Origin of the sequence: Tsukamurella conjunctivitidis (assembly GCF_007858475.1) — a bacterium.
Taxonomy (GTDB): domain Bacteria; phylum Actinomycetota; class Actinomycetes; order Mycobacteriales; family Mycobacteriaceae; genus Tsukamurella; species Tsukamurella conjunctivitidis.
On the sequence record NZ_VIGX01000001.1, the window covers coordinates 12,725 to 37,718 of the forward strand.

Below are 24,994 nucleotides of genomic sequence, written 5' to 3' on the forward strand. Positions count from 1 at the left end.
TTGGCGCCATGACCTTCGAACTCCGCGATCGCACCGTCGTCCTGATCGGGGGAGCCTCCGGGATCGGCCTCGCCGTCGCCCGACGGGTGATCGCCGACGGTGCCCGGGTCGTCCTCGGCGGGCGCTCGCAGGAGCGGCTCGACGGTGCCGTCGCCGCGCTGGGGCCGGCGGCGACGGGCCGCACCGTCGACACGGCCGACCCCGACGGTGTCGAGGCCTTCTTCGCGCAGGTGGATTCGGTCGACGCGCTGTTCACGACCGCGGCGACGTACACCGTCGGGTCCTTCGTCGAGCTCGATGTCGAGGAGGCTCGCAGCCCCTTCGAGTCCAAGTTCTGGGGCCAGTACCGGGTGGTCAAGGCGGCGCTGCCGGCGCTCACGGCGGACGCCGCGGTGGTGCTCACGTCGGGCGCCGCGAGCGTGCGCCCTGCGGGCCCGGCAGCGCCGTACGTCGCCGCGAACGCCGCGATCGAGGGCCTCGCGCGCGGGCTGGCGGTCGAGCTGGCGCCGGTGCGGGTCAATGCGATCGCGCCAGGCACCGTCGATGGCAACCTCTGGGCCGGCCGCCCCGCGGAGGCGCGCGAAGCGGCCTTCGCGCACATCGAGCGCGAAGCCGTGCTCGGCCGCCCTGGAACCGAGGACGAGATCGCGGCCGCAGTCGTCCATCTCTTCACGAGCACGTACACGACGGGCTCGACGCTGTACGTCGACGGCGGGTACGCACTGCGCTGAGCTGCGCGTACCCTCGGTGCGCATGGACGTCCACCGCCTGCGGATACTGCGTGAGCTCGCCGACCGCGGCACCGTCGCCGCGACGGCCCGGGCGATGGACATGACCCCGTCGGCGGTGTCGCAGCAGCTCAAGGTCCTGGCCCGCGAGGCGGGCGTGGACCTGCTCGAGCCCGACGGCCGTCGGGTGCGCCTCACGGACGCCGGACTCGCGCTCGTGGTCCGCGCGGAATCCGTGCTGGGCGAACTCGATCGGGCGCGGGCGGAGATGGACCGGTACCGCTCGACCCCCGTCGGCGTGGTGCGGCTGACGCTCTTCCCGTCGGCGGCGGAGTTGCTCCTGCCCGGCGTGCTGCGACGCACCGCCGCCGCGGGAGTCCAGGTCGCCGCCGCGGATGCCGACCTACCCGGCACCGAGCTCCCGGCGATGCTCGCCGACGCCGACGTGGTGGTCGCGCACCGCGACGAGCGCGCCGCGCCTCTGGGCGGGCCGCGCATAGCCTCCCGCGTCCTCATGCGCGAGCCGATCGATCTGGTGGTGCCCGTCGATCATCCGCTCGCGGCGGCCGGTCGGGTCGATGCCACCCAACTCGCCGACTTGGACTGGATCAGCGTGCGGGACGGCTTCCCCGTCGACGACGTACTCCGCTCCCTCGCGACCATCACCGGCGTGCAACCGCGGATTGTGCAGCGGATCAATGACTTCCACACGATCCAGGCGATGGTGGCGGCCGGCCTCGGGGTCGCGCTCGTCGCGCGGCACGCGGTGACCCATCCCGGCGTTCGTGGGCTCGAGATCGTCGGTGTGCTCGCGGCCCGGATCCTCGAGGTGGCGACCCGCCCCGGGGCCGAACGCCGGCCCGCGGTGGCGGCGGTCCTCCGCGCCCTCGACGAGGAGGTCGCGGCGGTCGGTTGACGCGAGCGTCAAAGTCATCCCATGATTCGTGGGATGACGTCGACATCCGTACCCTCCGCCCCGCCCGCGCTGCGGGCCGTCGGCGCGCTGACGTGCGCTGCAGCCCTGATCGTCATGGGTCTCTGCCTGCGCCTGATCTTCGGCAGCTCGTCGGCGGTGCTCTCGGAGATCCGCACCGCGTACGGCCTGAGCGGCGCCGAGGTCGCGCTCCTGACCACCGGCCCGGTGCTCTGCCTGGGAATGTTCTCGGCCGTCACTCCCAGGCTGGCCCGGCGGTTCACCGCGGTGGTGGTGGCGACGATCGCCGTCGTCATGGTGGCCGTGGGCAGCGCCGTCCGCATCGTCCCCAGTTGGACGGTCCTGCTGTGCGGCACGCTGCTCGCGGGCGCGGGGATCGCGGTGGGCAACGTGCTGGGGCCGGTCCTCGTACGGATCTTCTTCCCGCACCGGATCGGCTTGATGACGGGCCTGTTCACGGCGATGGTCTGCGCCTCCACGGGCGTCGCCTCGGCGCTGACGGTGCCCGGCGTGACCGCACTGGGCGGCAGCTGGCGGGGTGCGCTCGCGCTCTGGTCGATCCCGGCTCTCGTCGCGGCGGTGCTGTTGGCGACGATCACGGTGCGGTACCTGCGGTTCCGACGCAGCGTCCCCGAGGCCGACGGTGCCGCCGGTCGCGGTGCGGCCCGGACGGTGCTGCGCAGCCCCGTCGCATGGGCGGTCACCGGATTCATGGGTCTGCAGTCCTTGCAGGCCTACGCGCTGATCGGGTGGATCCCCACGATCTACCGCGATCGCGGCTTGTCCGCGGAGACGGCCGGCGCGATGCTCGCGATCGGGGGCCTGCTCAGCGTTGTCACCGCGCTGAGCTTCCCGCAGTGGGCGGCGCGGCGGCGCGAGCAGCGGATCGTCGCGGTAGCGGCGGTCGGGTTGCAGGCGATCGGGGTGTTCGGCGTGCTCGCCTTCGGCAACGGCATCGGCGCGTGGGTCGCGAACGTCGTCGTCGGATTCGGCCTCGGCGCGATGATCTCGCTGGCCGTGACGATGATGAACCTGCGCGTCGCCACCACCGCGCAGGCGGTCTCGCTGTCCGCGATGTCGCAGACCGTGGGATACCTGCTCGCCGCGTGGGGACCGATGCTGATGGGCGTGCTGCACGGCGTGCGCGGAGATTGGACGATCCCGCTGGTCAGCCTTCTGATCCTGCTCGTGCCGCTCCTACTGTGCGGGCTCGTCGCCGGCGCGGACCGGACGGTCGCGGAGCGGACGTCAGCGCTCGACGACGGTGTGCAGGCCGGCCGGCAGGAAACGTAGGAGCAGCTCCCGGGCGGCGGCGGAGTCGCCGTCGACCAGGTGGGTGAGCTGGACCCCCTCGTAGAGCGCCACCGCGAACCGGGCCAGCGCAGCGGCGTCCGCGGCGGGGACGAAGCGGGAGAGCGCGTCGGACAGTCGATCCCGGATCGCCCGATCGCGGTCGGTGAGCCGCGCGGCGGCGGCCGCGTCGCGCGCGGCGAAGATGGTGAACTCGGTGGAGAGCAGGCCCCACCGTCGCTCCTCGGGATCCTCGGGCGCGGCCGCCAGGGCGGCGTCGGTGATCGCGTCCTCGAGGGAGTCCGCCGCGTCGATCACGGCCGCCACCCGGCCGATCTGACGCTCCGTGTGTCGGTCGAACAGTGCGAGGAACAGGGCCTCCTTGCCCGAGAAGTTCGAATAGAAGGCGCCGCGGGACAGATCCGCGCGGCGGCAGATCTCGTCCATCGACGCGGCGTGGTACCCCCGTTCGGCGAATACGTCCAGGCCCGCGTCGAGGAACCGCTCCACGCTGCGTGCGCGGGTCTGCTCGCCCTTGGCCACGGCTCCTCCGTTTCGTTGACGACCGGTGTGATGCGTGTCATGCTAGCGATAAGTAGAACGGCGAGTCTAGTTATGAATCCGAGAGGCGGGCCATGGCCGAGGAGAATTCGACGGGACCGGACGGCTTCGCGCCGGACGCGATCGTGGTGGGGGCCGGGCTCGCGGGTCTCGTGGCCGCGTACGAACTCTCGCGGGCGGGCCGCAGGGTCCTGATCGTGGATCAGGAGAACCGCAACAACCTCGGCGGCCAGGCGTTCTGGAGCCTCGGCGGTCTGTTCCTGGTCGACTCACCCGAGCAACGCCGCCTCGGCATCAAGGACTCCTTCGAGCTGGCCTGGCAGGACTGGACCGGCTCGGCCGGTTTCGACCGCGAGGACGAGGACCATTGGCCCCGGCAGTGGGCCCGCGCCTACGTCGAGTTCGCGACGCATCGCAAGCGCGACTACCTGCGGCGGCTCGGCCTCGGCTTCACCCCCGTCGTCGGCTGGGCCGAACGGGGCGGCGGCAGCGCAGACGGCCACGGCAACTCCGTGCCCCGCTTCCACCTCACCTGGGGCACGGGCCCAGAGGTGGTGCGGGTCTTCCGCGAGCCCGTCGAGCGGGCCGAGGCGCAGGGCCTGGTGCGCTTCGCCTTCCGGCATCGCGTGGACGAGCTGGTCACCGTCGGCGACGGAGTGATCGTGGGCGTGCGGGGCGCGGTCCTGGAGCCCACGGACCTCGAGCGTGGCGTCGCCAGCGGCCGGGAGACGATCGGCGAGTTCGAGTTCCGTGCGCCGACGGTCCTCGTGACCTCCGGCGGCATCGGCCACAACTTCGAGCTGATGCGCCGGTACTGGCCCACCGAGCGGCTCGGTCCGTTCCCGAAACACATGATCGCCGGCGTCCCCGCGCACGTCGACGGCCGCATGCTCGCGATCTCCGAGGCCGCGGGGGCGAACATCGTCAACCGCGACCGGGTCTGGGCCTACACCGAGGGCATCCACAACTGGGACCCGATCTGGCCCGACCACGCGATCCGCATCATTCCGGGTCCGTCCTCCCTGTGGTTCGACGCGAACGGCAACCGCTTCGCGGCGCCGAACTTCCCCGGCTTCGACACGAACGCGACGATGAAGGCGATCCTCGAGACCGGTTACGACTACTCGTGGTTCGTGCTCACCGAGACGATCATCGAGAAGGAGTTCGCGCTCTCGGGTTCGGAGCAGAACCCGGACATCACCGAGAAGGATCTGAAACTCGCTCTCGGCCGGGTGAAGTCGAAGGGGGCGCCGGGTCCCGTCGAGGCCTTCAAGCAGAACGGCGAGGACTTCGTGGTGGCCGACACGCTCGAGGAACTGGTGGCAGGTATGAACGCCATCGGGCGGGGCGGACACGTCGAGCTGGGGCGGCTGCGCAGCCAGATCGAGGCGCGTGACCGCGAGACCGCGAACGCCTTCAGCAAGGACGCGCAGCTCCAGGCGATGCACAATGCTCGGAACTACCTGGGCGACAAGGTGGTGCGGGTCGCCAAACCGCACCGCATCCTGGACCCGGCGCACGGTCCGCTCATCGCGGTGCGGCTCAACATCCTCTCGCGCAAGACCCTGGGCGGGCTCGAGACCGATCTCTCCGCACGCGTCCTCGGGGCCGACGGTGCGCCCGTGCCCGGCCTGTACGCGGCCGGCGAGGTCGCCGGCTTCGGCGGCGGCGGCGTGCACGGCTACAACGCGCTGGAGGGCACGTTCCTCGGCGGGTGCATATTCTCGGGTATGACGGCGGGCCGCGCAGCGGCGGCCGCCACCGGTGGACACAAGGGAGCGCAGGCGTGAGCGAACGAACGGCATTGGTGACCGGGGCGACCTCCGGCATCGGCTACGAGACGGCGAAGCTGCTGGTGCAGAAGGGCTATCGGGTCCTCGGTACCAGCCGCGACCCCGAGACCATCGCACCGGCCAAGCGGATCCCCGGCGTGGAGTACCTGGCGCTGGACCTCGCCGATCGCGAGTCCGTGGCCGCGTGCGCCGCGGCCGCGGGTGCCATCGACGTCGTGGTCAACAACGCGGGCGAGAGCCAGTCCGGGCCCCTGGAGGAGCTCCCCGCGGACGCGGTCGACCGGCTCTTCCAGACCAACGTCTTCGGCGCGGTGCAGCTCACTCAGCGGCTGCTGCCCTCGATGCGTGAGCGGCGGTACGGCCGCGTGATCATGGTCGGTTCGATGCTCGCCAGCTTCCCACTGGCCTACCGCGGTTCGTACGTGGCGGCGAAGGCCGCGCTCAAGGGCTTCGCTTCCGCGGCCCGGCAGGAACTCTCGCCCTTCGGGGTGTGGGTCTCCACCGTGGAGCCCGGCTCGATCGCCACGGGCATCGGTGAGCGTCGCACCAAGTACGTCGCCGATGACTCGGTGTACCGCAACGACTTCGACACGATGATCGAGAACCTCGATGCGAATGAGCGGGCGGGCATCACCCCCGCGCAGGTGGCGGAGGTCATCGTGAAGGCGATCGAGGCCGACAGGCCGCGGGAGTTCTACGCGGTGGGCAGCAACGCTCCGTTGGTCTTCCTGCTGAAGCGGCTCGTGCCGGTGGAAGTCGTCTCGTCGATCGTCGCGCGGAGGCACGGCCTCAAGCGATAGCCCGTCCCGGGTCGTCGGGACATTCGTCCCTAGCCGGGGCGGGTATCTACTACATAACGTCGTAGTGGACAGAATCCCTCCGGCCCGAGGACCGATGCCCCATGCTCACCGACGATCAGTGCACCATCATCCGTGACACCCTTCCCGCGGTGGGAGGCGCCATCGATGAGATCACCCCGATCTTCTACCGCCGCTTGTTCGACGCCCACCCGGCACTCGAGCGCGACCTGTTCAACCGCGGCAATCAGGCGGTCGGCGCGCAGCAGCGCTCACTGGCCGCCTCGATCGCGATGTACGCCACCGCGGTCGTCGATGACGAGATCTCCGCGCGGTCGATGCTCGAGCGGGTCGCCAACAAGCACGCCTCGCTCGGCGTCGCGCCCGACCAGTACCCGATCGTCCACGAGCATCTGTTCGCGGCGATCGCACAGGTGCTCGGAGCCGCTGTCACGCCGGCGGTTGCGGAGGCGTGGACAGCGCTCTACTGGCAACTCGCCGACGAGCTGATCGCCCTGGAGAAGGGCCTCTACGAGGCGGCGGCGGTCACCCCGGAGAGCGTGTGGCGCACCGTCGTCGTGGCCGAGCGCCGGCAGGAGACCCCGCACGTCGTGGCGTTCGTGCTCGCGGACCCCGCCGGCGCGGAGTTGCCGGACTTCCTTCCCGGGCAGTACGTCTCGATCGCCGTCGAGCTACCCGACGGCGCCCGTCAGATCCGGCAGTACAGCGTGTCCCGTGGCGGCGACGGGCGCTGGAGGATCGGTGTGCGCCGCGACGGCGAGGTGTCGTCGTACCTCCACGAGTACGCCTTCGAGGGGACGCTGCTGCAGTCGTCGCCGCCCTTCGGCGACATCGTGCTCGACAGCGATCCGGCGGTGCCGCTGGTCCTCGCATCGGCGGGGATCGGCATCACGCCCGTCCTGGGCATGCTCTACCACCTCGCGGAGGAGGGCGCCGGCCGCGAGGTTCTCGTCGCGCATGCCGACCGCACCCGTGCCACGCACGCGCACAGGACCGAACTCGTGGAGCTGGTCGCCCGGATTCCGAAGGCCTCGCTGCGCACGTGGTACGACGAGCTGCCGGCCGGATACCCGCTGGGCGACGGGGAGTCACTGGGCCGAATGGAGGTCGGCGACCTGCGGATCCCCGAGGCCGCGCACGCCTACCTCTGCGGTCCGCTGCCCTTCATGTCCGGCGTCGCGGATCAGTTGGCGGCCGTGGGCGTCCCGCGCGAGCGGGTGTGGTTCGAGGCCTTCACGCCGTCCGTGTGATCGCCGCCTGCAGGATCGCGGCCGCCTCGGGGAAGCGCTCGGGGTGCGGCCCGGCGTAGGCCAGCCGGAGGTGGTTGCCGGTGGGCTCGGCGGGGAACCACTCGTCGCCGGGACCCACGACGAGCCCGTCCCGGCGACACCGGTCGACCACCGCGTCGAGGTCGACCTCGTCGGGCAGGCGTGCCCACAGGGCGAGCCCGCCGCGGGGGACGGCCTCCACGGCGATCGCCGGCGCGTGCTCGTGCAGGGAGCGCAGCAACAGGTCCCTGCGCTCGCCGAGGCTGCGTCCGAGACGCCGCAGGTGCGCGCGCCACGCCGGGGTGGTGACCACGTCGAGCGCCACGGACTGCAGCACCCCGCTCACGTACATCGCATCGGCCTGGGTGTCGGCGAGGATGCGCTCGCGGGCCGGCCCTCGGGCGATCACCGCGGCGACCCGCACCGCCGGGGCCACGCTCTTGCTCAGCGACCGCACGTAGACCACGTGACCGGCGTCGTCCCGCGCCGCGAGGGGGACCGGTGCGGTGTCGATCCCGAAGTCGCGCGCGTAGTCGTCCTCGATCAGGAAGGCTCCGGCCTCACGAACGGCGTCGAGGACCGCGCCGGCGCGATCGGAGTCCCAGACCGCGCCCGTCGGGCTCGCGAACGCCGGCTGCGCGTAGAAGGCCCGCGCCCCGGTGTCGGCGAACACGCGCCGGACCACATCGGGATCCGGGCCCGACGGACCGCTCGGTACGGGCACCACCTCGACGCCGGCCTGCTCCGCGGCCAGGATCGCGCCCCAGTAGGTGGGGGATTCCATGACGAGCGGCCGGCCCGCCCCCACCAGCGCGCGGAACGCGGTCAGGAGTGCCCCCTGGCTGCCGGGGGTCACCACGACATCGCGGGCGCCCACGGGGCCCACACCCGCGGGCGTGAGTGCGGCGAGCTCCGCGGCGAACCAGGACCGCAGCTCCGGGACTCCCGCGATCGGTGGCCGGCCGAGGAGCGCTTCGCTTCGGGACGCCCGGGCCAGCGCCGGCCGCACGAGACGTTCGGGTAGCAGTTCGCGGGCGGGGTAGCCGGAGTGGAGGCCGATGGCGTCGCCGTCCGACGGTTGGAGCGCCGTGGACGAGGCCGGTTTGCGCCGCCCCGTCGCTCCGAGCGCCGCCGTCTGCCACCCGAGGTCGACGGGGCGTGTTGCGCGCTCGACTCGTGCGAAAGACCCGATACCAGGGCGGGTCTCGATCTCGCCGAGCGCGGTGAGGGAGCGCAGGGCCTGCTGCACGGTGACGGGGCTGACCCGGTGCTCGGCGACGAGCGTGCGCGTCGACGGCAGCTTGGCGCCCGGGGGCGCCGCGGCGATCCACGCGCGCAGCGCTGTCGTCAGCCGAGCGCCACTGCTATCGTTGGACATGAATCAACATGATAGCGCTACTCTCCATCGAACGCCGGTGATACCGGGTGCGGTTCCGGCGCGCGCCGGCCTGCTGTGGGGCCTCCTCGGCGTACTCGCCTTCTCGTTCACCGTGCCGTTCACACGCGTCGCCGTCGCCGACGGCGGCCTGCCGCCGTTGTTCGTCGGCGCGGGACGTGCGCTGATCGCGGCCGCACTCGCGGCGATCGCGCTCATCGTCACGCGGCAGGCGCTGCCGCAGGGGAGGCAGTGGTTCCGGGTCTGCATCGTCGCCGTCGGCGTGGTGATCGGCTTCCCCGTCCTGACCTCGTTCGCGCTGACCACCGCGTCGGCCTCGCACGGCGCCGTGGTGATCGCGCTGCTGCCCGCGGCGACGGCCGTGGCCGCGGTGGGGCGGACGGGGGAGCGGCCGCGCCCGGCGTTCTGGGGCGCGGTGGCGGTCGGCGCGGTGTGCGCCGTGGCCTTCGCCGTGGTGCAGGGCGGCGGCATCGGGTCCGTGCACCTGTCCGACCTGCTGTTGTTCGGCGCAGTGGTCGCTGCGGCGATCGGGTACGCGGAGGGCGGGCTCCTCTCGCGAGAACTCGGCGCCTGGCAGACGATCTCGTGGGCCCTGGTGGTGGCTTCGCCGGTGATGCTCGCGCTCACGGCGTTCAGCGCGCGGGACGGTGTCAGCGGAACGGCGTCCGGCTGGTGGGCCTTCGCCTACCTCGGTGTGGTGAGCATGTTCCTGGGATTCTTCGCCTGGTACCGAGGACTGGCGATCGGCCCGATGGCAACGGTCAGTCAGGTCCAGCTCGCCCAGCCCGTCTTCGGGATCGCCTGGGCCGCACTTCTGCTCGGGGAGTCGATCGGCTGGTCGACGGTGCTCGGCGGCCTCGCCGTCATCGCCGCCGCGACGCTTGCCGTCCGCACGCGCGCGACGAGGGCGGTCAGCGCAGGTCCAGCAGTTCGCGAACGGTGACGAAGCGGTAGCCGTCCGCGCGCAGCCGTTCGATGATCCGGGGCAGCGCCTCGCGGTCGGCGCGGCACGCCTCCGCGCAGAACGGGTGCAGCAGCACGATCGATCCGGGCCGCGTGTGATCGAGGGTGTACCGCTCGATGCCGCCGGCGTCGCCCGCGTGGAAGGTGTCGGGCTCGACGTCCCAGGTCACCGTCGTCACGCCACGGCGGGCGAGCTCCCAGGGCAGGACCACCAGCTTCTTGCCGTACGGAGGGCGGAAGGTGATGGGACCCTCGTAGCCGGCGGCCCGGATCAACGCGTCGGTGCGGTCGAGCTCGGATCGCACGAACCCGGGTGCCTCGTTCGTCCCCACCATCCGCCTGTGGCCGAAGGTGTGGTTGCCCAGCTCGTGCCCCGCGGCGACCATGCGTCGACCGAGGTCGGGCGCCTGCTCGAGCTCCGAACCCAGAGCGTAGAAGGTGCCCTTCACGTCGTACCGGGCGAGCGTGTCGAGGACCTCGGCCGTCGCTGCGGTCGGGGCGTCGTCGAAGGTGAGCGCTACGACGCGCTCGGAGGTCTCGACGCGATCGACGAGGTCGCCGAAGAACTGGAACGAACGCGACTTGCTCACCTGCAGAAGTCCGTACAGCACGGCGGCCGTGCACAGGAGCACGGCCGCCGCGATGATCAGGCGCCTGCGGGCGGACCGCATGCGGAGGTTACGGAGCCCAGGTGCGCGTCGACGCCTCGCCGACCGCCTCCTCCGCGGATCGGCGGCTGCCGTTGGCGCGGTTGACCGCCGAGACCACGGCGCGCAGCGAGGCGGTCGTGATCGAAGGAGCGATGCCGACGCCCCAGACGGTGCGATCCTCATCGCCGACGCGCACGATGGCCTCGACGTAGGCCGCGGCCTGGGCGTCGTCGCCGGCCGAGAGGGCGTGCTCACTGTAGTCCAGCACCCGCACGTCGAAGCCGACGCTGCCGATCGCGTCGACGAAGGCCGCGAGCGGGCCGTTGCCCTCGCCCGTGATCTCCTGCTCCTTGCCGTCGATCTTGACGACCGCATCGATGCGGTCGACGCCACCGTCGACCTCGGAGGCGGTCACCTTCTGGCGCATGCGCTCCAGCGGCAGGATCGGATCGATGTACTCGCCGGCGAAGACGTCCCACATCTCCTTGGGCGTGACCTCGCCGCCCTCGCCGTCGGTGATCTTCTGCACCGACTGGCTGAACTCGATCTGCAGGCGCCGCGGCAGCTGCAGGCCGTGGTCGGCCTTCATGATGTAGGCGACGCCGCCCTTGCCGGACTGGCTGTTGACGCGAATGACGGCCTCGTAGTTGCGGCCCACGTCCTTGGGGTCGATCGGCAGGTAGGGAACCTGCCAGAGCACATCGTCGACATCCTTGTCGGCGTCGTCGGCGTCGACCTTCATCTGGTCGAGCCCCTTGTTGATCGCGTCCTGATGGCTGCCGGAGAACGCGGTGTACACCAGGTCGCCGCCGTACGGATGCCGCTCGGGCACCGGCAGCTGGTTGCAGTACTCGACGGTGCGCCGGATCTCGTCGATGTCGGAGAAGGTGATCTGCGGGTCGATGCCGCGGCTGTACAGGTTCAGGCCCAGCGTCACCAGGCAGACGTTGCCCGTCCGCTCGCCGTTGCCGAACAGGCAGCCCTCGATCCGGTCGGCGCCGGCCAGGTAGCCGAGCTCGGCCGCCGCGACGCCCTCGCCGCGGTCGTTGTGCGGGTGGAGCGACAGGATGACGCTGTCGCGGCGGGCCAGGTTGCGGCTCATCCACTCGATCGAGTCGGCGTACACGTTCGGCGTCGCCATCTCGACGGTGGCGGGCAGGTTCACGATGATCGGCTTCTCCGGCGTGGGCGCGATGATCTCGGTGACCGCGTCGCACACCTCCTTCGCGAAGGACAGCTCGGTGCCGGTGTAGGACTCGGGCGAGTACTCGTAGCGCCAGGCGGTATCCGGGTACTTCTTCTCCTCCTCCAGCACCTTGTGGGCGGCGTCGGTGGCGATCTTCTTGATCGCCGCCTTGTCGGCGCGGAAGACCACGCGGCGCTGCAGGACCGAGGTCGAGTTGTAGAAGTGCACGATCACGTTCTTCGCGCCCTGGCAGGCCTCGAAGGTGCGCTCGATCAGCTCGTCGCGGCACTGCACCAGCACCTGGATCGTGACGTCGTCGGGGATGGCGCCGTCCTCGATGATCTCGCGGACGAAGTCGTAGTCGGTCTGGCTGGCGGACGGGAAGCCGACCTCGATCTCCTTGTAGCCCATGCGGACCAGCAGATCGAACATGCGGCGCTTGCGGGCCGGGCTCATGGGATCGATGAGGGCCTGGTTGCCGTCGCGCAGGTCCACGGCGCACCACAGGGGCGCGGTGGTGGCGACCTTGTCGGGCCAGGTGCGGTCGGGGAGCGCGATGTGCTCGACCTCGTCGCCGAAGGAGCGGTAGCGGTGGGCGGGCATGGCGCTTCCGCGCTGCTGGTTCCACGCGGGCTGGCCCGGGTTGCGGGGACCGGCGGGAGCGGTGATCTTGGAAACGCCGGAGGTGTAGGAGTCGGCTGCGGGGCTCATGATGTCGAGGCTACTTTCTCGGAGCGACCCTGCGGCTGGCAGGGACGGAATCGGTCGTCGTGCGACCTGAGGGTCTCGACCGGCGCTGCCGTTGTTCCCACGGCTCAACCCGCGACGGGGAGCCGGTCTGGATCAGACCCCGCCGCGGCAACCGAGGAGAAGAGCGCGCCACTGCACGCCTCGAATGTAGCGCACGATCGTGCGAGCCGGTACCCGGCCGTCACCATCGGACGTCCGCGGCCGGCCGACCGCGAAACGCCCCACGCCCGCCCGGGCACCGCTCCGCAGACCGTCGACTCCACGGGCGGCTGTGATCCACGCTACTGCAATGTCGGATCGTGAACTCAAAACTGGACATGGCGGCGGTGAATCCTGAGAAACCTGCTGGATGCCGCACCTGTTCCTGAACCTTCTTGGGGGCTAACCGTTCGACCTGCGGTGTTTCTGTGACCTTCGCTCACGGGAATTCCGGTTGAAGATGTTGCAATTTCAACGCACCGCTCCCTACAATTCTGCGATTGCAACCGTTGTGCGTTGTGATCGTGATGCAGAGGAGAGCTTGGTGGACCACGTGGTGCACTCCCTGACCGGAGCCCAGTACGGAATGTGGCTTGGTCAGCAGATGTCCCCGGACGTCGCGTACACGGTCGCGCAGTACGTCGACATCAGTGGTCCCTTCGACGTCGAGACCATGCAGGCCGCGACGCGCGAGGCCAGCGACGAGTTCCTCTCCCCGTACGTCCGCATCGAGGTCGACGAGTCGGGTTCCCCGGTGCAGTGGCTCGACCGCAGCATCGACGCCGGCGCGCAGGTGATCGACCTGGGCCTCGCGGATCTGCCCGAGGACCAGCGCATCGACGCGGCCGTCGCGTGGATGCGTGCCGAGTACTCGCGGCCGATCGATCTCGCGACCGACGAGATGATCATCAACCGCCTCATCCGCGTCTCCGACGAGCGCTGGCTCTGGTACGCCCGCGCGCACCACGCCGTGATCGACGGCTACGGCGCCTCGATCCTGCAGCGCCGCGTCGCCGAGCTGTACACCGCCAAGGTCACCGGGGCCGAGATCTCGCCGCTCAAGCCCGCTCCGCTCGCGCCCGAGGGCTTCGTCACCGCGGAGGAGAAGTACTTCGCGTCCGCGCGTGCGGACGGTGACGCCGAGTACTGGGCCGGCGTCGTCGAGAACCTGCCCGAAGCGGCGGGACTGAGCCGCGTGGCCGCGGCGCCGTCGAGCCTGAACCTGCGCCGTAACGGCGTCCCCAGCGCCGAGGCGGGGGCTCGGCTCGAGGCCGCGGCCGAGCGTCTGGGCACCAACCGCACGGGCCTGGTCATCGCGGCCTTCGGCGCGTACGTCGCCGCCGTCTCGGGCCGCGAGGAGATCTCGGTCTCGGTGCCCGTCGCCGCCCGCACCACCGCGGCGCTGCGCGGCTCGACCGGTATGACGGCGAACGTGCTGCCCGTGCCGGTCCGCGCGGGCTCCGGCGCCACCGTGTCCGACATCATCGACGGCACCGGCCTCGACCTCCGCAACGGTCTCCGGCATCAGCTCTACCCCGCGGCCCGGATGGAGGCGCCCACCCTGCGCGAGGGGATCGTCGGGTCCACCTTCGGCGACACCATCAACATCATGATGTTCTCCTCGGCGCTCACGCTGGGGGAGGCGGCCGGCACCCTGAACCTCCTCACCTCCGGCCCGGCCGAGGACGTGGCGGTCACCGTGTACGAGTCGGAGCAGGGCGCGCTGCGGATCGACATGGAGGCCAACCCGGCCGCGTACGGCGTGGCCGATCTGGATGCGCACTTCGAGCGCTTCATGGAGTACCTCGAGCGCTTCGCCGCCTCTCCCGGCGCGACGCCCCTCTCCGCGCTCGCCGTCGCCACCGATGCCGAGGCGGCCGAGTGGAACCGCTTCGCCGGTGCGGCCGCGGGCGCGCCCGCGGCCGCCGGGCCCGCCGTCCCGATGCCCGACCTGCTGCGCCGGGCCGCCGCCGCGCACGCGGACCGGATCGCGGTGGTCGACGGTGACCGCAGCATCACGTACGGCGAGCTGGACCAGTACAGCGACCGCCTGGCGCGCTACCTGATGACGGTCGGCGCGGCCCCCGAAGAGCGGGTGGCACTGCGCATCCCGCGTTCGCTCGAGTCCGTGATCGCCGTCTGGGCGGTCGTGAAGACGGGCGCCGCGTTCGTGCCGATCGATCCCAAGCTGCCCGCCGAGCGCGCGGACCACATCGCCTCCGCCGCGGCTCCCGTCGCGACACTGACCCCCGCGGACCTCGCCCGCGTCTGGGGCCCCGGCGCGAACGCCGGTGCGAGCGACGCGGACTGGCCCACGATCGATCTGGCGAACCCCGCCTATCTGATCTTCACCTCCGGCTCCACCGGGCGCCCCAAGGGCGTCAGCGTGACGCACGCCGGCCTCTCGAGCCTCGCGGCCGAGCTCGTCCGCTCGCACGGGCTCGCCGACGGCTCCCGCGTCATGCACTTCGTCTCCCCGGGCTTCGACGCCTCGGTCCTCGAACTCCTCATGGCCGTCGACAGCGCCTCCACGCTGGTCGTCGTCCCGCCGGACGTCTACGGCGGGGAGGAGATGGAGGACGTTCTGGCCCAGGGCGGCGTGAACGGCGGCTTCATCACCCCCGCCGCGGTCGCCACGCTCGACCCCGCCAAGCTTCCCGCCCTCACCTCGCTCGGCGTGGGCGGCGACACCGTGCCGCAGGCCCTCGTCGACAAGTGGGCGGGCAAGGGCCGCACCCTCGTCAACGTCTACGGCCCGACCGAGACCACGATCGCCGTCACCCTCGGCGCGCTCCGCGGCGGCGAGCCCGTCCGGCTGGGCGTCCCGATCCCCGGCACGCGGCTCTACGTGCTCGACCCCTACCTGCGGCCCGCGCCCGCCGGCGTCGCCGGCGAGCTGTACATCTCCGGTCCCGGCATCGCCCGCGGATACCACGGCAACCCGCTCCTCACCGCGGAGCGGTTCGTGGCGGACCCCTTCGCCGCCGACGGTTCCCGCATGTACCGCTCGGGCGACCTCGTCCGGTGGGACGCCGACGGCAAGCTCGAGTTCCTCGGCCGCATCGACTCGCAGGTCAAGCTGCGCGGCTTCCGCATCGAGCTCGGCGAGATCGACGCCGCGATCATGCGGGTGCCCGGCGCCGAGCGCGCCGTCACCGTCGTCCACGGCGACGACACCGCCACCGCGGAACTGGTCACCTACGTGACCGGTACGGCGGAGCCCGAGGCGATCACCGCGAGCGTCTCGGCGGAGCTGCCGGCCTACATGGTCCCGGCGCACGTCATCGCGCTCGACGAGTTCCCGCTCACCGTCAACGGCAAGGTCGACCACAAGCGGCTGCCGCAGCCCGAGCGGGCGGTCGCCGTCTCCGCCGGCCGTGGCCCCAAGACCGACGCCGAGAAGCTCGTCGCCGAGGCCTTCGCCGAGGTGATCCCGGGCGCGAGCAAGGACGACCTCAACGTCGCCACCACGCTCTTCGATCTGGGCGGCAACTCCCTCTCCGCGACCCGTATCGCGGCGCGCCTCGGCTCGGCCACCGGCACCCGCGTCAGCGTGGCGACGGTCTTCGCCAATCCCACCGTCGAGGGCCTCGCGGCCGCGATCGGCGGCGCTCCCGTGCCCGCCGCGGCGATCGCCGCCGCGGCCGAGACCACGACCGCCACGGCCGCCGAGCCGGAGCCGGAGTTCGCGGCGCCGTCGGATCCCGAGGAGGCGGCGGAGCTGCTTCCCGCCCAGCACCAGATGTGGGTCCGCAATCGCGTGAGTCCCGATGGCTCGTACCATATTCCGGTCGCCCTGCACCTGCGCGGCGACGTGGATGTCTCCGCGATGCGCGTCGCCCTGGGCGATGTCGTGGCCCGGCACACGCCGCTGCGCACCGTCTACCGCAACGGCCCCACCGCCGGCGAGCCCGAGGTGCAGGTGCTGCCCGCCGGCCCGAACCTCGTGCCCTTCACCGAGCGCACGGTGGCGCTCGACGAGCTGATGTCGGCGGCCTCGGACTACGCGGGCGAGCCCTTCGACCTCGCCGCCGACGTGCCGATCCGCGCTCGCCTGTACCGCATCGACGACCGGCACCAGGTGCTGGTCCTGGTGATCCACCACATCGCCGCCGACGGCTGGTCGATGATGCCGCTGGCCGGCGACCTCGCGACGGCCTACGCCTCGCGCACCCGCGGCAAGGCGCCGAAGTTCCCGCCGCTCCCGCGCACGTACACCGAGCACGCGCGCTCCTACAAGCACCGCCTGACCGGGGCGCCCCGGCAGGCGCTCGACCGGTTCTGGGCCGACGTGCTCGCCGATCCGCCGGCCGAGTCGGTGCCGCCTGCGGCGGTGCCGCGCTCCGGCGGCGTCGTCTCCGCGGCGCGGTCGATCGACACCCGCGTCGCTCCCGAGGTGTGGGCCGGCGTGGCCGGCCTCGCCCGGGCCCACACCACCACCCCCTTCATCGTGGTGCACGCGGCCCTCGCGGCGGCGATCTCGCGCCTGTCCGGCCAGGGCGACCTGGTCATCGGCACCGCCGTCGCCGGGCGCGGCGAGGCCGAACTCGACGGCCTCGTCGGCATGTTCGTGAACTCGATCCCGTTGCGCACGCGGACCACCAACGACCAGACCTTCGCGCAGCACCTCGCGGCCGTCAGCCGGGGTGACCTGGACGCGCTGGACAACTCGGACCTGCCCTTCGAGTCCGTGCTCGAGCTCGTCGACCCGCCGCGCGCCGCCGGCCGCCACCCGATCTTCCAGGTGATGCTCAACCAGCGGCCCTTCGACACCCAGCACTTCCCGATGGCGGGCGTCGACGTCGAGGTCGTCCCCGTGGACGTCCCGATCGCCCGCTTCGACCTCGAGTTCACCCTCGGCGCCGACGGCACCATCGAGCTGCGCTACGCCTCGGAGCTCTACCGCACCGAGCAGGCCGAGTCGATCCTCGACGCCCTCGTCGCGGTGCTCACCGCGGTCGGCCAGGACCCGCAGACCACCGTCGGCGCGCTGCCGATCATGGCGGCGGACAGGCTCGCCGAGCTCACCCCCGTGCGCGGGGTGGCGGCCGACTTCCACACCCCGCTGGGCCAACTCATGCGCGAGGCCGCCCGTACTTACTCGAACCGTCCCGCCGTGATCGACGGCGAGCGGGTGCTGACCTACCGCGAGCTGTACGCCGACGCCCGCAAGGTGGCGGCGGCCGTGCTCGCCGCCGGCTCGCGCCCCGGGGAGGCGGTGCTCAGCGACCTGCCGCGCTCCGCCGAGTCGATCACCGCCTTCTGGGGTATCACGCTGGCCGGCGCCGCGGTCGCCCCGGTGGACCCGAAGTACCCCCAGGACCGCCGCGACTACATCGCGAACGACGTGCGCGCCCGCGTGGGCGTGACCGCCACCGGATCCGGTGTGGAGGGCGTCAACTGGGTCGCGATGGACAACCTGGACGGCGACGGCTACGACCCCCAGATCGTTCCGAACCTCGACGACGCCGCGTACGTCATCTACACCTCCGGCTCGACCGGCCAGCCCAAGGGCACCGTGGTCACCCACCGCGGCCTCGGCAACTTCGCCGAGGAGCTCCACGTGCGCCTGCAGACCGGCGCCGACACCCGCGTCCTGGCCTTCGCCTCCACCGCGTTCGACGCGACGGTGCTCGAGCACCTCATGGCGATCCGTGTGGGCGCCCCGCTCGTCGTGGTGCCCCCGGGCACCACCGGCGGCCGCGAACTGGAGAAGATCGTCGCCGATCACGGTGTGACGCACGGCTTCCTCACCCCGTCTACGCTCGCCACGATCAACCCCGACGCGGTGCCGTCGTGGACGCACGTGCTGGCCGGTGGTGAGGCGCTGGGCCCCGGCCTGGCGAAGAAGTGGAGCGTCGGCCGTCGCCTGCACAACGGCTACGGCCCCACCGAGACCACCATCATGACCGCGATCTCGGACGCGCTGTCCGGCGACGGCCGCGTGCCGATCGGCCCGCCCGTCCGCGGCCAGGGCCTCCTGGTGCTCGACGACGAGCTGCGTCCCGTGCCCGTGGGCATGCCCGGCGAGCTGTACGTGGCGGGACCGCAGCTGGCGCGCGGTTACCACCGCCGTCCGCAGCTCACCGCCGCCCGGTTCGTCGCGAACCCGTACGGCGAGCCCGGCGACCGCATGTACCGCACGGGCGACGTGGTCCGCTGGACCCGCGGAGACAACGGTGCGCTGATCGTCGACTTCGTGGGTCGCAACGACTTCCAGGTCAAGATCCGCGGCATCCGCATCGAGCTCGGTGAGATCGACGCGACCATCGACACGATGCCCGGCGTGGACTTCGTTTCGACCCAGGTGCGCCCGGGGCCCGACGGTGCGCCGGCCCTCGTCGCCTACGTCAAGGGCGATGTGGACCCGTCGGCGGTCCGCGCCCACGTGCGGACCCGACTGCCCGGCTTCATGGTTCCGGCCGCGGTGATGATCATCGCGACGGTGCCCATGGGCAATACCGGCAAGCTCGACAACGCCGCCCTGCCGGAGCCCTACTTCGGCGGCACGGGCAACGCTGCGGCCAAGCCCACCACACCGGCGGAGAGCCGCGTCGTCGAGGCCTTCCGGAAGGTACTCGGAAGCGAGGCCATCGGCGTCGAGGACGACTTCTTCGACCTCGGCGGCAACTCACTGTCCGCGAACGAGCTGGTGGGCTTGCTGGGCAACGGGATCGAGGCGCGCACCGTCTTCGATCTGCGCACGCCCGCGGCCATCGCGACCGCGCTCATCGGCGATCCGGACCGGATCTCCAACGAGTCCGCGCTCGAGGACCAGGGCCTGCGTCGCGTGCAGCGCGGCGACCGTATGCCGCTGTCCTCCGCGCAGGAGCGGATGTGGCTGCAGAACAAGATCGATCCGGGCCCGACGTACAACATCGGCGCCGCCTTCCTCGCGAGCCGCCCGGTGGACAAGTCCGTGCTCGACGCCGCGCTGCGCGACCTGCTGGCGCGGCACGAGAGCCTGCGCACCCGCTACCCGTCCTCCGCGGAGGGCCCGTACCAGGAGATCCTGCCCGCCGATGCGCCCGAGGTCCGCAACTTCGTGGCCGAGTTCGGTACCGCCACGTCCAACGTCGCCGGCCAGGAGTCGGCGATCGCCGAGTTCGTCGCCCGCCCGTTCGCGCTGAATCGCGACGTACCGCTGCGGGTCATGACGGCGCCCACCGGCAAGGGCTCGATCCTCGCGATCGCCGTGCACCACATCGCGGCCGACGGCGCCTCGGTGGTGCCGCTGACGCGCGACCTGATGGCCGCGTACCTGGCCCGCAGTACCGGCTCCGAGCCGCAGTGGACCGAGCTGCCGCTGCAGTACGCGGACTACGCCGTGTGGCAGCGGGGCCAGGCGGAGAAGGACGCCGGCGCGGTGGACTACTTCGCGCAACGACTCGCGGGCGTGCCGGAGGAGAGCTCCTTCCCGGCCGACGGCCCGCGCCCGACGATCGGTTCCACCGACGCGGGCGAGGTCGCCATCGTGCTGCCGAAGGCCGAACGGGACGCGCTGGCGGACTTCGCCGGTAAGCGCGGCGTCTCCATGTTCATGGTGCTGCACGCGGGCCTCGCGGCCCTGCTGCACCGCGTCAACGGCGCCGACGACGTGGTCGTGGGCACGCCGGTGATCGGTCGTACCGATCGCCGCCTGCGCGACGTGGTCGGCATGTTCGTCAACACCGTCGCACTGCGCACCCAGGTGACCGGCACCGAGAGCTTCAACGCCCTCGTCGACCGGATCCGGAGCGGCGACCTCGACGACCTGGTCCACGCGACGGCGCCCTTCGAGCGCGTGATCGAGGCGCTGCAGCCCCCGCGCAGCCGTGACCGTCACCCCGTCTTCCAGGTGGTCCTCAGCCACCAGAACCTCGGCGACCCGCTCAGCGTCATCACCTCCGACGGTGGCGGCATGTTCGAGCTGGAGCCGCTGCCGCTGGCCGCGGCCACCACCACCTTCGACGCCACCTTCGAGGTGCGCGAGGTCGAGGAGGGGCTCCGCTTCAACCTGCGCTACCGCACCGACCTGTACCGGCCGGCGACGGCCGAGGGCATCGTCGGCCGCCTCGCGCGCCTCGTGACGGCGGGTGTCGCCTCGCCCGACACCCCGGTTGCCGACCTGCCGGTGCTGCTGCCCGAGGAGCAGGAGCTGTTCCAGCGCGCCTCCACCACGATCGAGCCGCACACCATGGCGGAGATCCTGGCGCGGGCCGTGCGCCAGCGGCCCGGCGACCCCGCGCTGCGCGACGGCGACGTGCACTACACCTACTCCGAGCTCGATTCGGCGGTCTCGGCGCTCGCCAACCGCCTCGCCGGCCTCGGCGTGGGCAGCGGAACCCGGGTGGCCGTATCGATCCCGCGGTCCGCGGCCTCGGTCGTGGCCTTCTGGGCGGTGGCCCGGCTGGGCGCCGTCTACCTGCCCGTCGACCCGAACTACCCGGCGGAGCGGATCGAGTACATCCTCGGGGACGCGAAGCCCGCTCTGGGCCTGACGGTCCGTGACGCCCTCGGCGGCCTGCCGAAGTCCGTCGAATGGGTGACCGCGGACCTCGCGACGTCGCGCGTGCAGCACCCGCCGGCCGAGGTCGCGCCCGTCGGCGTGGACGATCCGGCGTACGTCATCTACACCTCCGGGTCCACGGGCAAGCCCAAGGGTGTCGTCGTGCCGCACCGCGGCCTGGCCGCGATGGCCGACACCCTGGTGCGGCAGCACGCGGTGGGTGCGGGCGCGCGGGTCCTGCACTTCGCCTCGCCCAGCTTCGACGCCTCGATCCTCGAGCTGCTGCTCGCGACCTGGTCGCGCGCCGAGCTGGTGATCGCGCCGGTCACGTTGTACGGCGGCTCGCCGCTGGGCGATTTCCTGGCCGAGAACGAGGTCACCCACGCGTTCATCACCCCGGCGGCGCTCGCCACGATCCCCGATCGTGACCTGCCCCTGCTCGAGGCGCTCAGCGTGGGCGGCGACGTGCTGCAGACCGAGCTGGCCCGCCGCTGGTCCGGTGGCCGCATCCTGATCAACGCCTACGGCCCCACCGAGGTGACGATCGCCGCGACGATGGGCGCCGTCGACCCCGACAACGTCGGCATCGGTCACGCCGTCACCGACGCACAGCTGATGATCTGCGACGAGCGGCTCAACCTGGTCGCCCCCGGCACCGTCGGCGAGCTGTACGTCGCGGGACCCGGTGTGGCCCACGGCTACCTCGACCGCCCGGAGCTCACCGCCGCGCGGTTCGTCGCCAACCCGTACAACGATGCGCAGGGCTACAAGCGCATGTACCGCACGGGGGACCTGGTCCGCTGGCGCGCCTCCGACTCCGGCGAGCCGGTGCTCGAGTTCGTCGGCCGGAGCGACGATCAGCTCAAGGTCCGCGGGTTCCGCGTGGAGCCGGGCGAGGTCGCCACGGCCGTCGAGAGTCACCCGGACGTACGGCAGGCCGTCGTGGTCGTCGACCGCGGCGACGGTTCGCTCGAGGCGCAGGCCGCTGCCCGCCTGGTCGCGTACTACGTGACCGAGCGCGCCGTCACCGTCGACGCCCTGCGGAGCTGGGTCGGGGATCGTCTTCCGCGGCACATGGTCCCGGCGGTCTTCCAGGAGATCGACAGCGTGCCGGTCACCGCGCACGGCAAGACCGATCTCAAGGCCCTGCCGCCCGTCGGTGCCCCCGCACCCGCGGCGGGCACGGCGGACGATGCTCCGGCATCGCCGCTCGCGGCCATCGCGGAGCCCGCAACGCCGAAGCAGCGCGCGGTCTCGGCCGCGAGCCTCGAGGGCGCCGTCGCCGAGATCCTCTCCGACGTGCTCGGTGTGGCCTCGCTCGACATGGACGACGACTTCTTCGCCGTCGGCGGCACCTCGCTGCAGGCCGCGATCGCCGTCGACCGGCTGCGCGAGCGGTTCAACGCGGAGGACGCCAGCATCCGGTGGTTCTTCGAGGACGCCAAGGTCAGCACGATCGCGGCCCGGATCGCGGGCGCTCCCGCGCCCGTCTCCACCACGGCCGTGATCACCGGTGTGGCAGCGGATTCCGACACCGCCATCACCGATCCGATCCTGCCGCTGCGCGCGGGCACCCCGGGCGTCGACCCGCTCTACTGCGTGCACCCCGCGGTGGGCCTCGCGTGGAACTACCTCGGCCTGTCGGGCGAGCTCGACCCGAGCATCCCGATCATCGGCCTGCAGGCACCCGGCATCTCCTACCCGATGCCGCCCGCGGACTCGATCCGGGAACTCGCCCGCACGTACGTCCGCAACATCCGCACGAGCCGGCCGCACGGCCCGTACAACCTGCTCGGCTGGTCGCTCGGCGGTCTCATCGCGCACGAGATGGCCGTCGAACTGCGGGAACTGGGCGAGAAGGTCAACCTGGCCCTCATGGACGCCTACCCGCTGGGCGACTACCGCGGTCCGCGTGAGGAGATGTCGATCGCCGCGCTGCTCCGGGAGTTCGTGGGCCTCGACGTCGACGAGGACGCGGAGTTGTCCACCGACGACGCACTGGACCTGCTGGCCTCGGCCGGCGGTCCGGCGCGCGAGCTCTCGCGCGGCCAGATGGAGCGGCTGCTGTCGAACTACCGGCACAACACGACGCTCGGCTACTCGCACCGGCCGCGCGAGTACGACGGCAACATGCTGGTCTTCCGCGCGACGGAGCAGACCACGGGCGGCCTCGTGCCGCAGCTGTGGCGGCCGCACGTGACCGGCCTGGTGCAGGTGCACGACATCGAGGCGACGCACAATCAGCTCGGCTCGTCGCCGGCGATCGACGAGGTCGCCCGCACGATGAACGTCTTCCTGACGGGCAACTACACCGCGGTGGTCACGTCGAAGAGCAGGACGCTCGACGACTCCAAGCCGCTGGTGAGCGTCCGGGGCCTGACGCGCAAGTACGGCCGTGGCAAGAAGGCCGTCTACGCGCTCAACGGCGTCGACCTCGACATCGCGCCCGGCAGCGTGCACGCGCTGCTCGGTCCGAACGGCGCCGGCAAGACGACCACCGTCAAGATCATCTCGACCCTCATGAAGCCCTCCGAGGGCTCCGTGACGATCGACGGGGTCGACGCGCTGGCCGACCCGCGGCGCGCGCGCTCGATCATCGGCCTCTCGGGCCAGTACTCGGCGGTCGACGAGAACCTGACCGGCCGGGAGAACCTCGAGATGTTCGCCCGCCTCTACGGTTTCGACAAGGCCTCGTCCAAGGCTCGCGCGAACGATCTGCTCAAGCAGTTCCGGCTCACCGCCGCCGCGGACCGCGCCTCGGGCACCTACTCGGGCGGCATGCGCCGCCGGCTGGACCTGGCCGGTGCCATCATCGCCCGGCCGCGTCTGGTGGTGCTCGATGAGCCGACCACGGGCCTCGACCCGCGCAGCCGCAAGGACGTGTGGGACGTCATCGCCCGGCTGAGCAAGGAGGACGGCATCTCGGTGCTGCTCACCACGCAGTACCTGGACGAAGCCGAGATCCTCGCGGATCTGGTCACGATCATCGACCAGGGCCGGATCATCCGGTCCGGCACCGTTCCCGAGCTGAAGTCGGCGGCCGCCGCGGACCTGATCCAGATCGGCCTGCGCGAGCGGGATCGCGTGACCGCGTGGCCGATCCTGGCCCGCCACGCGATCGACGGCACCGCGATCCGCGAGGCCTCCGGGCTCAGCGCGATCCGCGTCGCCGACGGCCAGCACAAGCTGGTGGTCGTGCTCAACGACCTGCGGGAGGCCGGCGTCCACGTCGAATCCGCGATGCTGCGCGAGGCCACCCTGGACGACGTCTTCTTCGCCCTCACCGGCGAGGACGCGAACAAGACCGAGGAGGACAAGGCATGACCGCGATCACCTTCCCGCAGGAGCGGGAGTCGTCGCTGAGCGGTTTCCTCAGCGACTGCGCGGTGATGACCCGCCGCAACCTGACCACCCTGGTCCGGATCCCGCAGTTGCTCCTCGGGGCGACGGTGCAGCCGATCATGTTCGTGCTGCTCTTCAGTTACGTCTTCGGCTCGGCGCTCGGCGGCGAGGTCGGCGGCGACCGCTACCGGGAGTTCCTGCTCGCCGGAATCCTCGTGCAGACGGTGGCGTTCAGCGCGGGCCCGACCGCGATCGGCGTCGCGTCGGACATGAAGAACGGCATCATCGACCGGTTCTGCTCGCTCCCGATGTCGCGGCTCGCGGTCATGGTGGGGCGCACCGTCTCCGACCTCGTGGTCAACGTCATCAGCGTGGCCGTGATGCTGCTCGTCGGCCTCGCGGTCGGCTGGCGCTTCCGCGGCAGCTGGGTGGACGCGGCGCTGTCGCTGGCGACGCTGCTGCTGTTCGGCTTCGCGATGTCCTGGCTGGGCGCCCTCATCGGCCTGTCCGTCTCGACGCCCGAGTCCGCGCAGGCGCTCTGCATGATCGTCATGTTCCCGATCGCCTTCGTCTCGTCGGCCTTCATCGCCTCGGGCGACCTGCCGGGCCCGCTCCGGACGATCGCCTCGTGGAACCCCGTGACCTCGATGGCGCGCTCGCTGCGTGAGGCCTTCGGCAATCCGCTGAGCCCGAAGCCCGTGGTGAACGAGCCGATCAACTGGGCCGCGGAGCACGCGACCGCGTACTCCGCCCTCGTCTCCGTCGCGATGATCGTGATCATCGTGCCTCTCGCCGCCCGTGCGTACATGAAGCACTGACGGCCCACCGACCCACCATCCCTCCAAACA

General features: G+C 71.6%; 13 protein-coding genes. 9 read left to right on the forward strand and 4 right to left on the reverse strand.

Annotated elements, in window-relative coordinates; genetic code table 11:
• The first annotated feature begins 8 nt into the window (after positions 1-8).
• The 3 genes from FK530_RS00080 to FK530_RS00090 are packed head-to-tail and all read left to right on the forward strand — an operon-like array spanning position 9 to position 2,955.
• Entirely contained in the window at positions 9-731 is a 723-nt protein-coding gene (locus FK530_RS00080) for an SDR family oxidoreductase (RefSeq protein WP_146484967.1), read from the forward strand.
• A gap of 22 nt (positions 732-753) precedes the next feature.
• Positions 754-1,644 carry a LysR family transcriptional regulator gene (locus tag FK530_RS00085; RefSeq protein ID WP_146484968.1) on the forward strand — a complete coding sequence of 297 codons (891 nt, stop codon included), beginning with the start codon at positions 754-756 and terminating at the stop codon, positions 1,642-1,644.
• Positions 1,645-1,677: 33 nt separating this feature from the next.
• Entirely contained in the window at positions 1,678-2,955 is a 1,278-nt protein-coding gene (locus tag FK530_RS00090; RefSeq protein ID WP_158644991.1) for an MFS transporter, read from the forward strand.
• Here the strand turns inward: FK530_RS00090 and FK530_RS00095 are convergent.
• Entirely contained in the window at positions 2,911-3,495 is a 585-nt protein-coding gene (locus tag FK530_RS00095; RefSeq protein WP_146484970.1) for a TetR/AcrR family transcriptional regulator, read from the reverse strand. The two genes, FK530_RS00090 and FK530_RS00095, sit on opposite strands and share 45 nt — an antisense overlap.
• Before the next feature lie 92 nt (positions 3,496-3,587).
• On the opposite strand from FK530_RS00095, the gene FK530_RS00100 reads away from it, so the two are divergent.
• From FK530_RS00100 to FK530_RS00110, 3 genes are all read left to right on the forward strand, one after another.
• A complete protein-coding gene (locus tag FK530_RS00100) occupies positions 3,588-5,303 on the forward strand; it encodes an FAD-binding dehydrogenase (RefSeq protein WP_146484971.1) in 1,716 nt (571 codons plus the stop codon).
• Positions 5,300-6,106 carry an SDR family oxidoreductase gene (locus FK530_RS00105; RefSeq protein ID WP_146484972.1) on the forward strand — a complete coding sequence of 269 codons (807 nt, stop codon included), beginning with the start codon at positions 5,300-5,302 and terminating at the stop codon, positions 6,104-6,106. Before FK530_RS00100 ends, FK530_RS00105 begins: the two co-directional genes overlap by 4 nt.
• Before the next feature lie 101 nt (positions 6,107-6,207).
• Positions 6,208-7,374: a globin domain-containing protein gene (locus FK530_RS00110; protein ID WP_146484973.1), complete on the forward strand. Its 1,167-nt coding sequence runs from the start codon at positions 6,208-6,210 to the stop codon at positions 7,372-7,374.
• On the opposite strand, the gene FK530_RS00115 is transcribed toward FK530_RS00110, so the two are convergent.
• Entirely contained in the window at positions 7,358-8,770 is a 1,413-nt protein-coding gene (locus tag FK530_RS00115; protein ID WP_146484974.1) for an aminotransferase-like domain-containing protein, read from the reverse strand. The genes FK530_RS00110 and FK530_RS00115 overlap by 17 nt on opposite strands.
• On the opposite strand from FK530_RS00115, the gene FK530_RS00120 reads away from it, so the two are divergent.
• Positions 8,769-9,731 carry a DMT family transporter gene (locus FK530_RS00120; RefSeq protein WP_146484975.1) on the forward strand — a complete coding sequence of 321 codons (963 nt, stop codon included), beginning with the start codon at positions 8,769-8,771 and terminating at the stop codon, positions 9,729-9,731. The genes FK530_RS00115 and FK530_RS00120 overlap by 2 nt on opposite strands.
• Here the strand turns inward: FK530_RS00120 and FK530_RS00125 are convergent.
• Together FK530_RS00125 and leuA are read right to left on the reverse strand one after the other, a co-directional pair.
• Entirely contained in the window at positions 9,700-10,422 is a 723-nt protein-coding gene (locus FK530_RS00125; RefSeq protein ID WP_146484976.1) for a polysaccharide deacetylase family protein, read from the reverse strand. The genes FK530_RS00120 and FK530_RS00125 overlap by 32 nt on opposite strands.
• 7 nt (positions 10,423-10,429) lie before the next feature.
• Entirely contained in the window at positions 10,430-12,298 is a 1,869-nt protein-coding gene (gene leuA, locus FK530_RS00130; RefSeq protein WP_146484977.1) for a 2-isopropylmalate synthase, read from the reverse strand.
• Between the two features lie 562 nt (positions 12,299-12,860).
• Here leuA and FK530_RS00135 point away from each other — a divergent pair.
• Complete coding sequence (locus tag FK530_RS00135) at positions 12,861-24,128, forward strand: non-ribosomal peptide synthetase (protein WP_158644992.1); 11,268 nt, start codon at positions 12,861-12,863, stop codon at positions 24,126-24,128.
• Positions 24,125-24,964 carry an ABC transporter permease gene (locus FK530_RS00140; RefSeq protein ID WP_146484979.1) on the forward strand — a complete coding sequence of 280 codons (840 nt, stop codon included), beginning with the start codon at positions 24,125-24,127 and terminating at the stop codon, positions 24,962-24,964. Before FK530_RS00135 ends, FK530_RS00140 begins: the two co-directional genes overlap by 4 nt.
• Positions 24,965-24,994 lie beyond the last annotated feature (30 nt).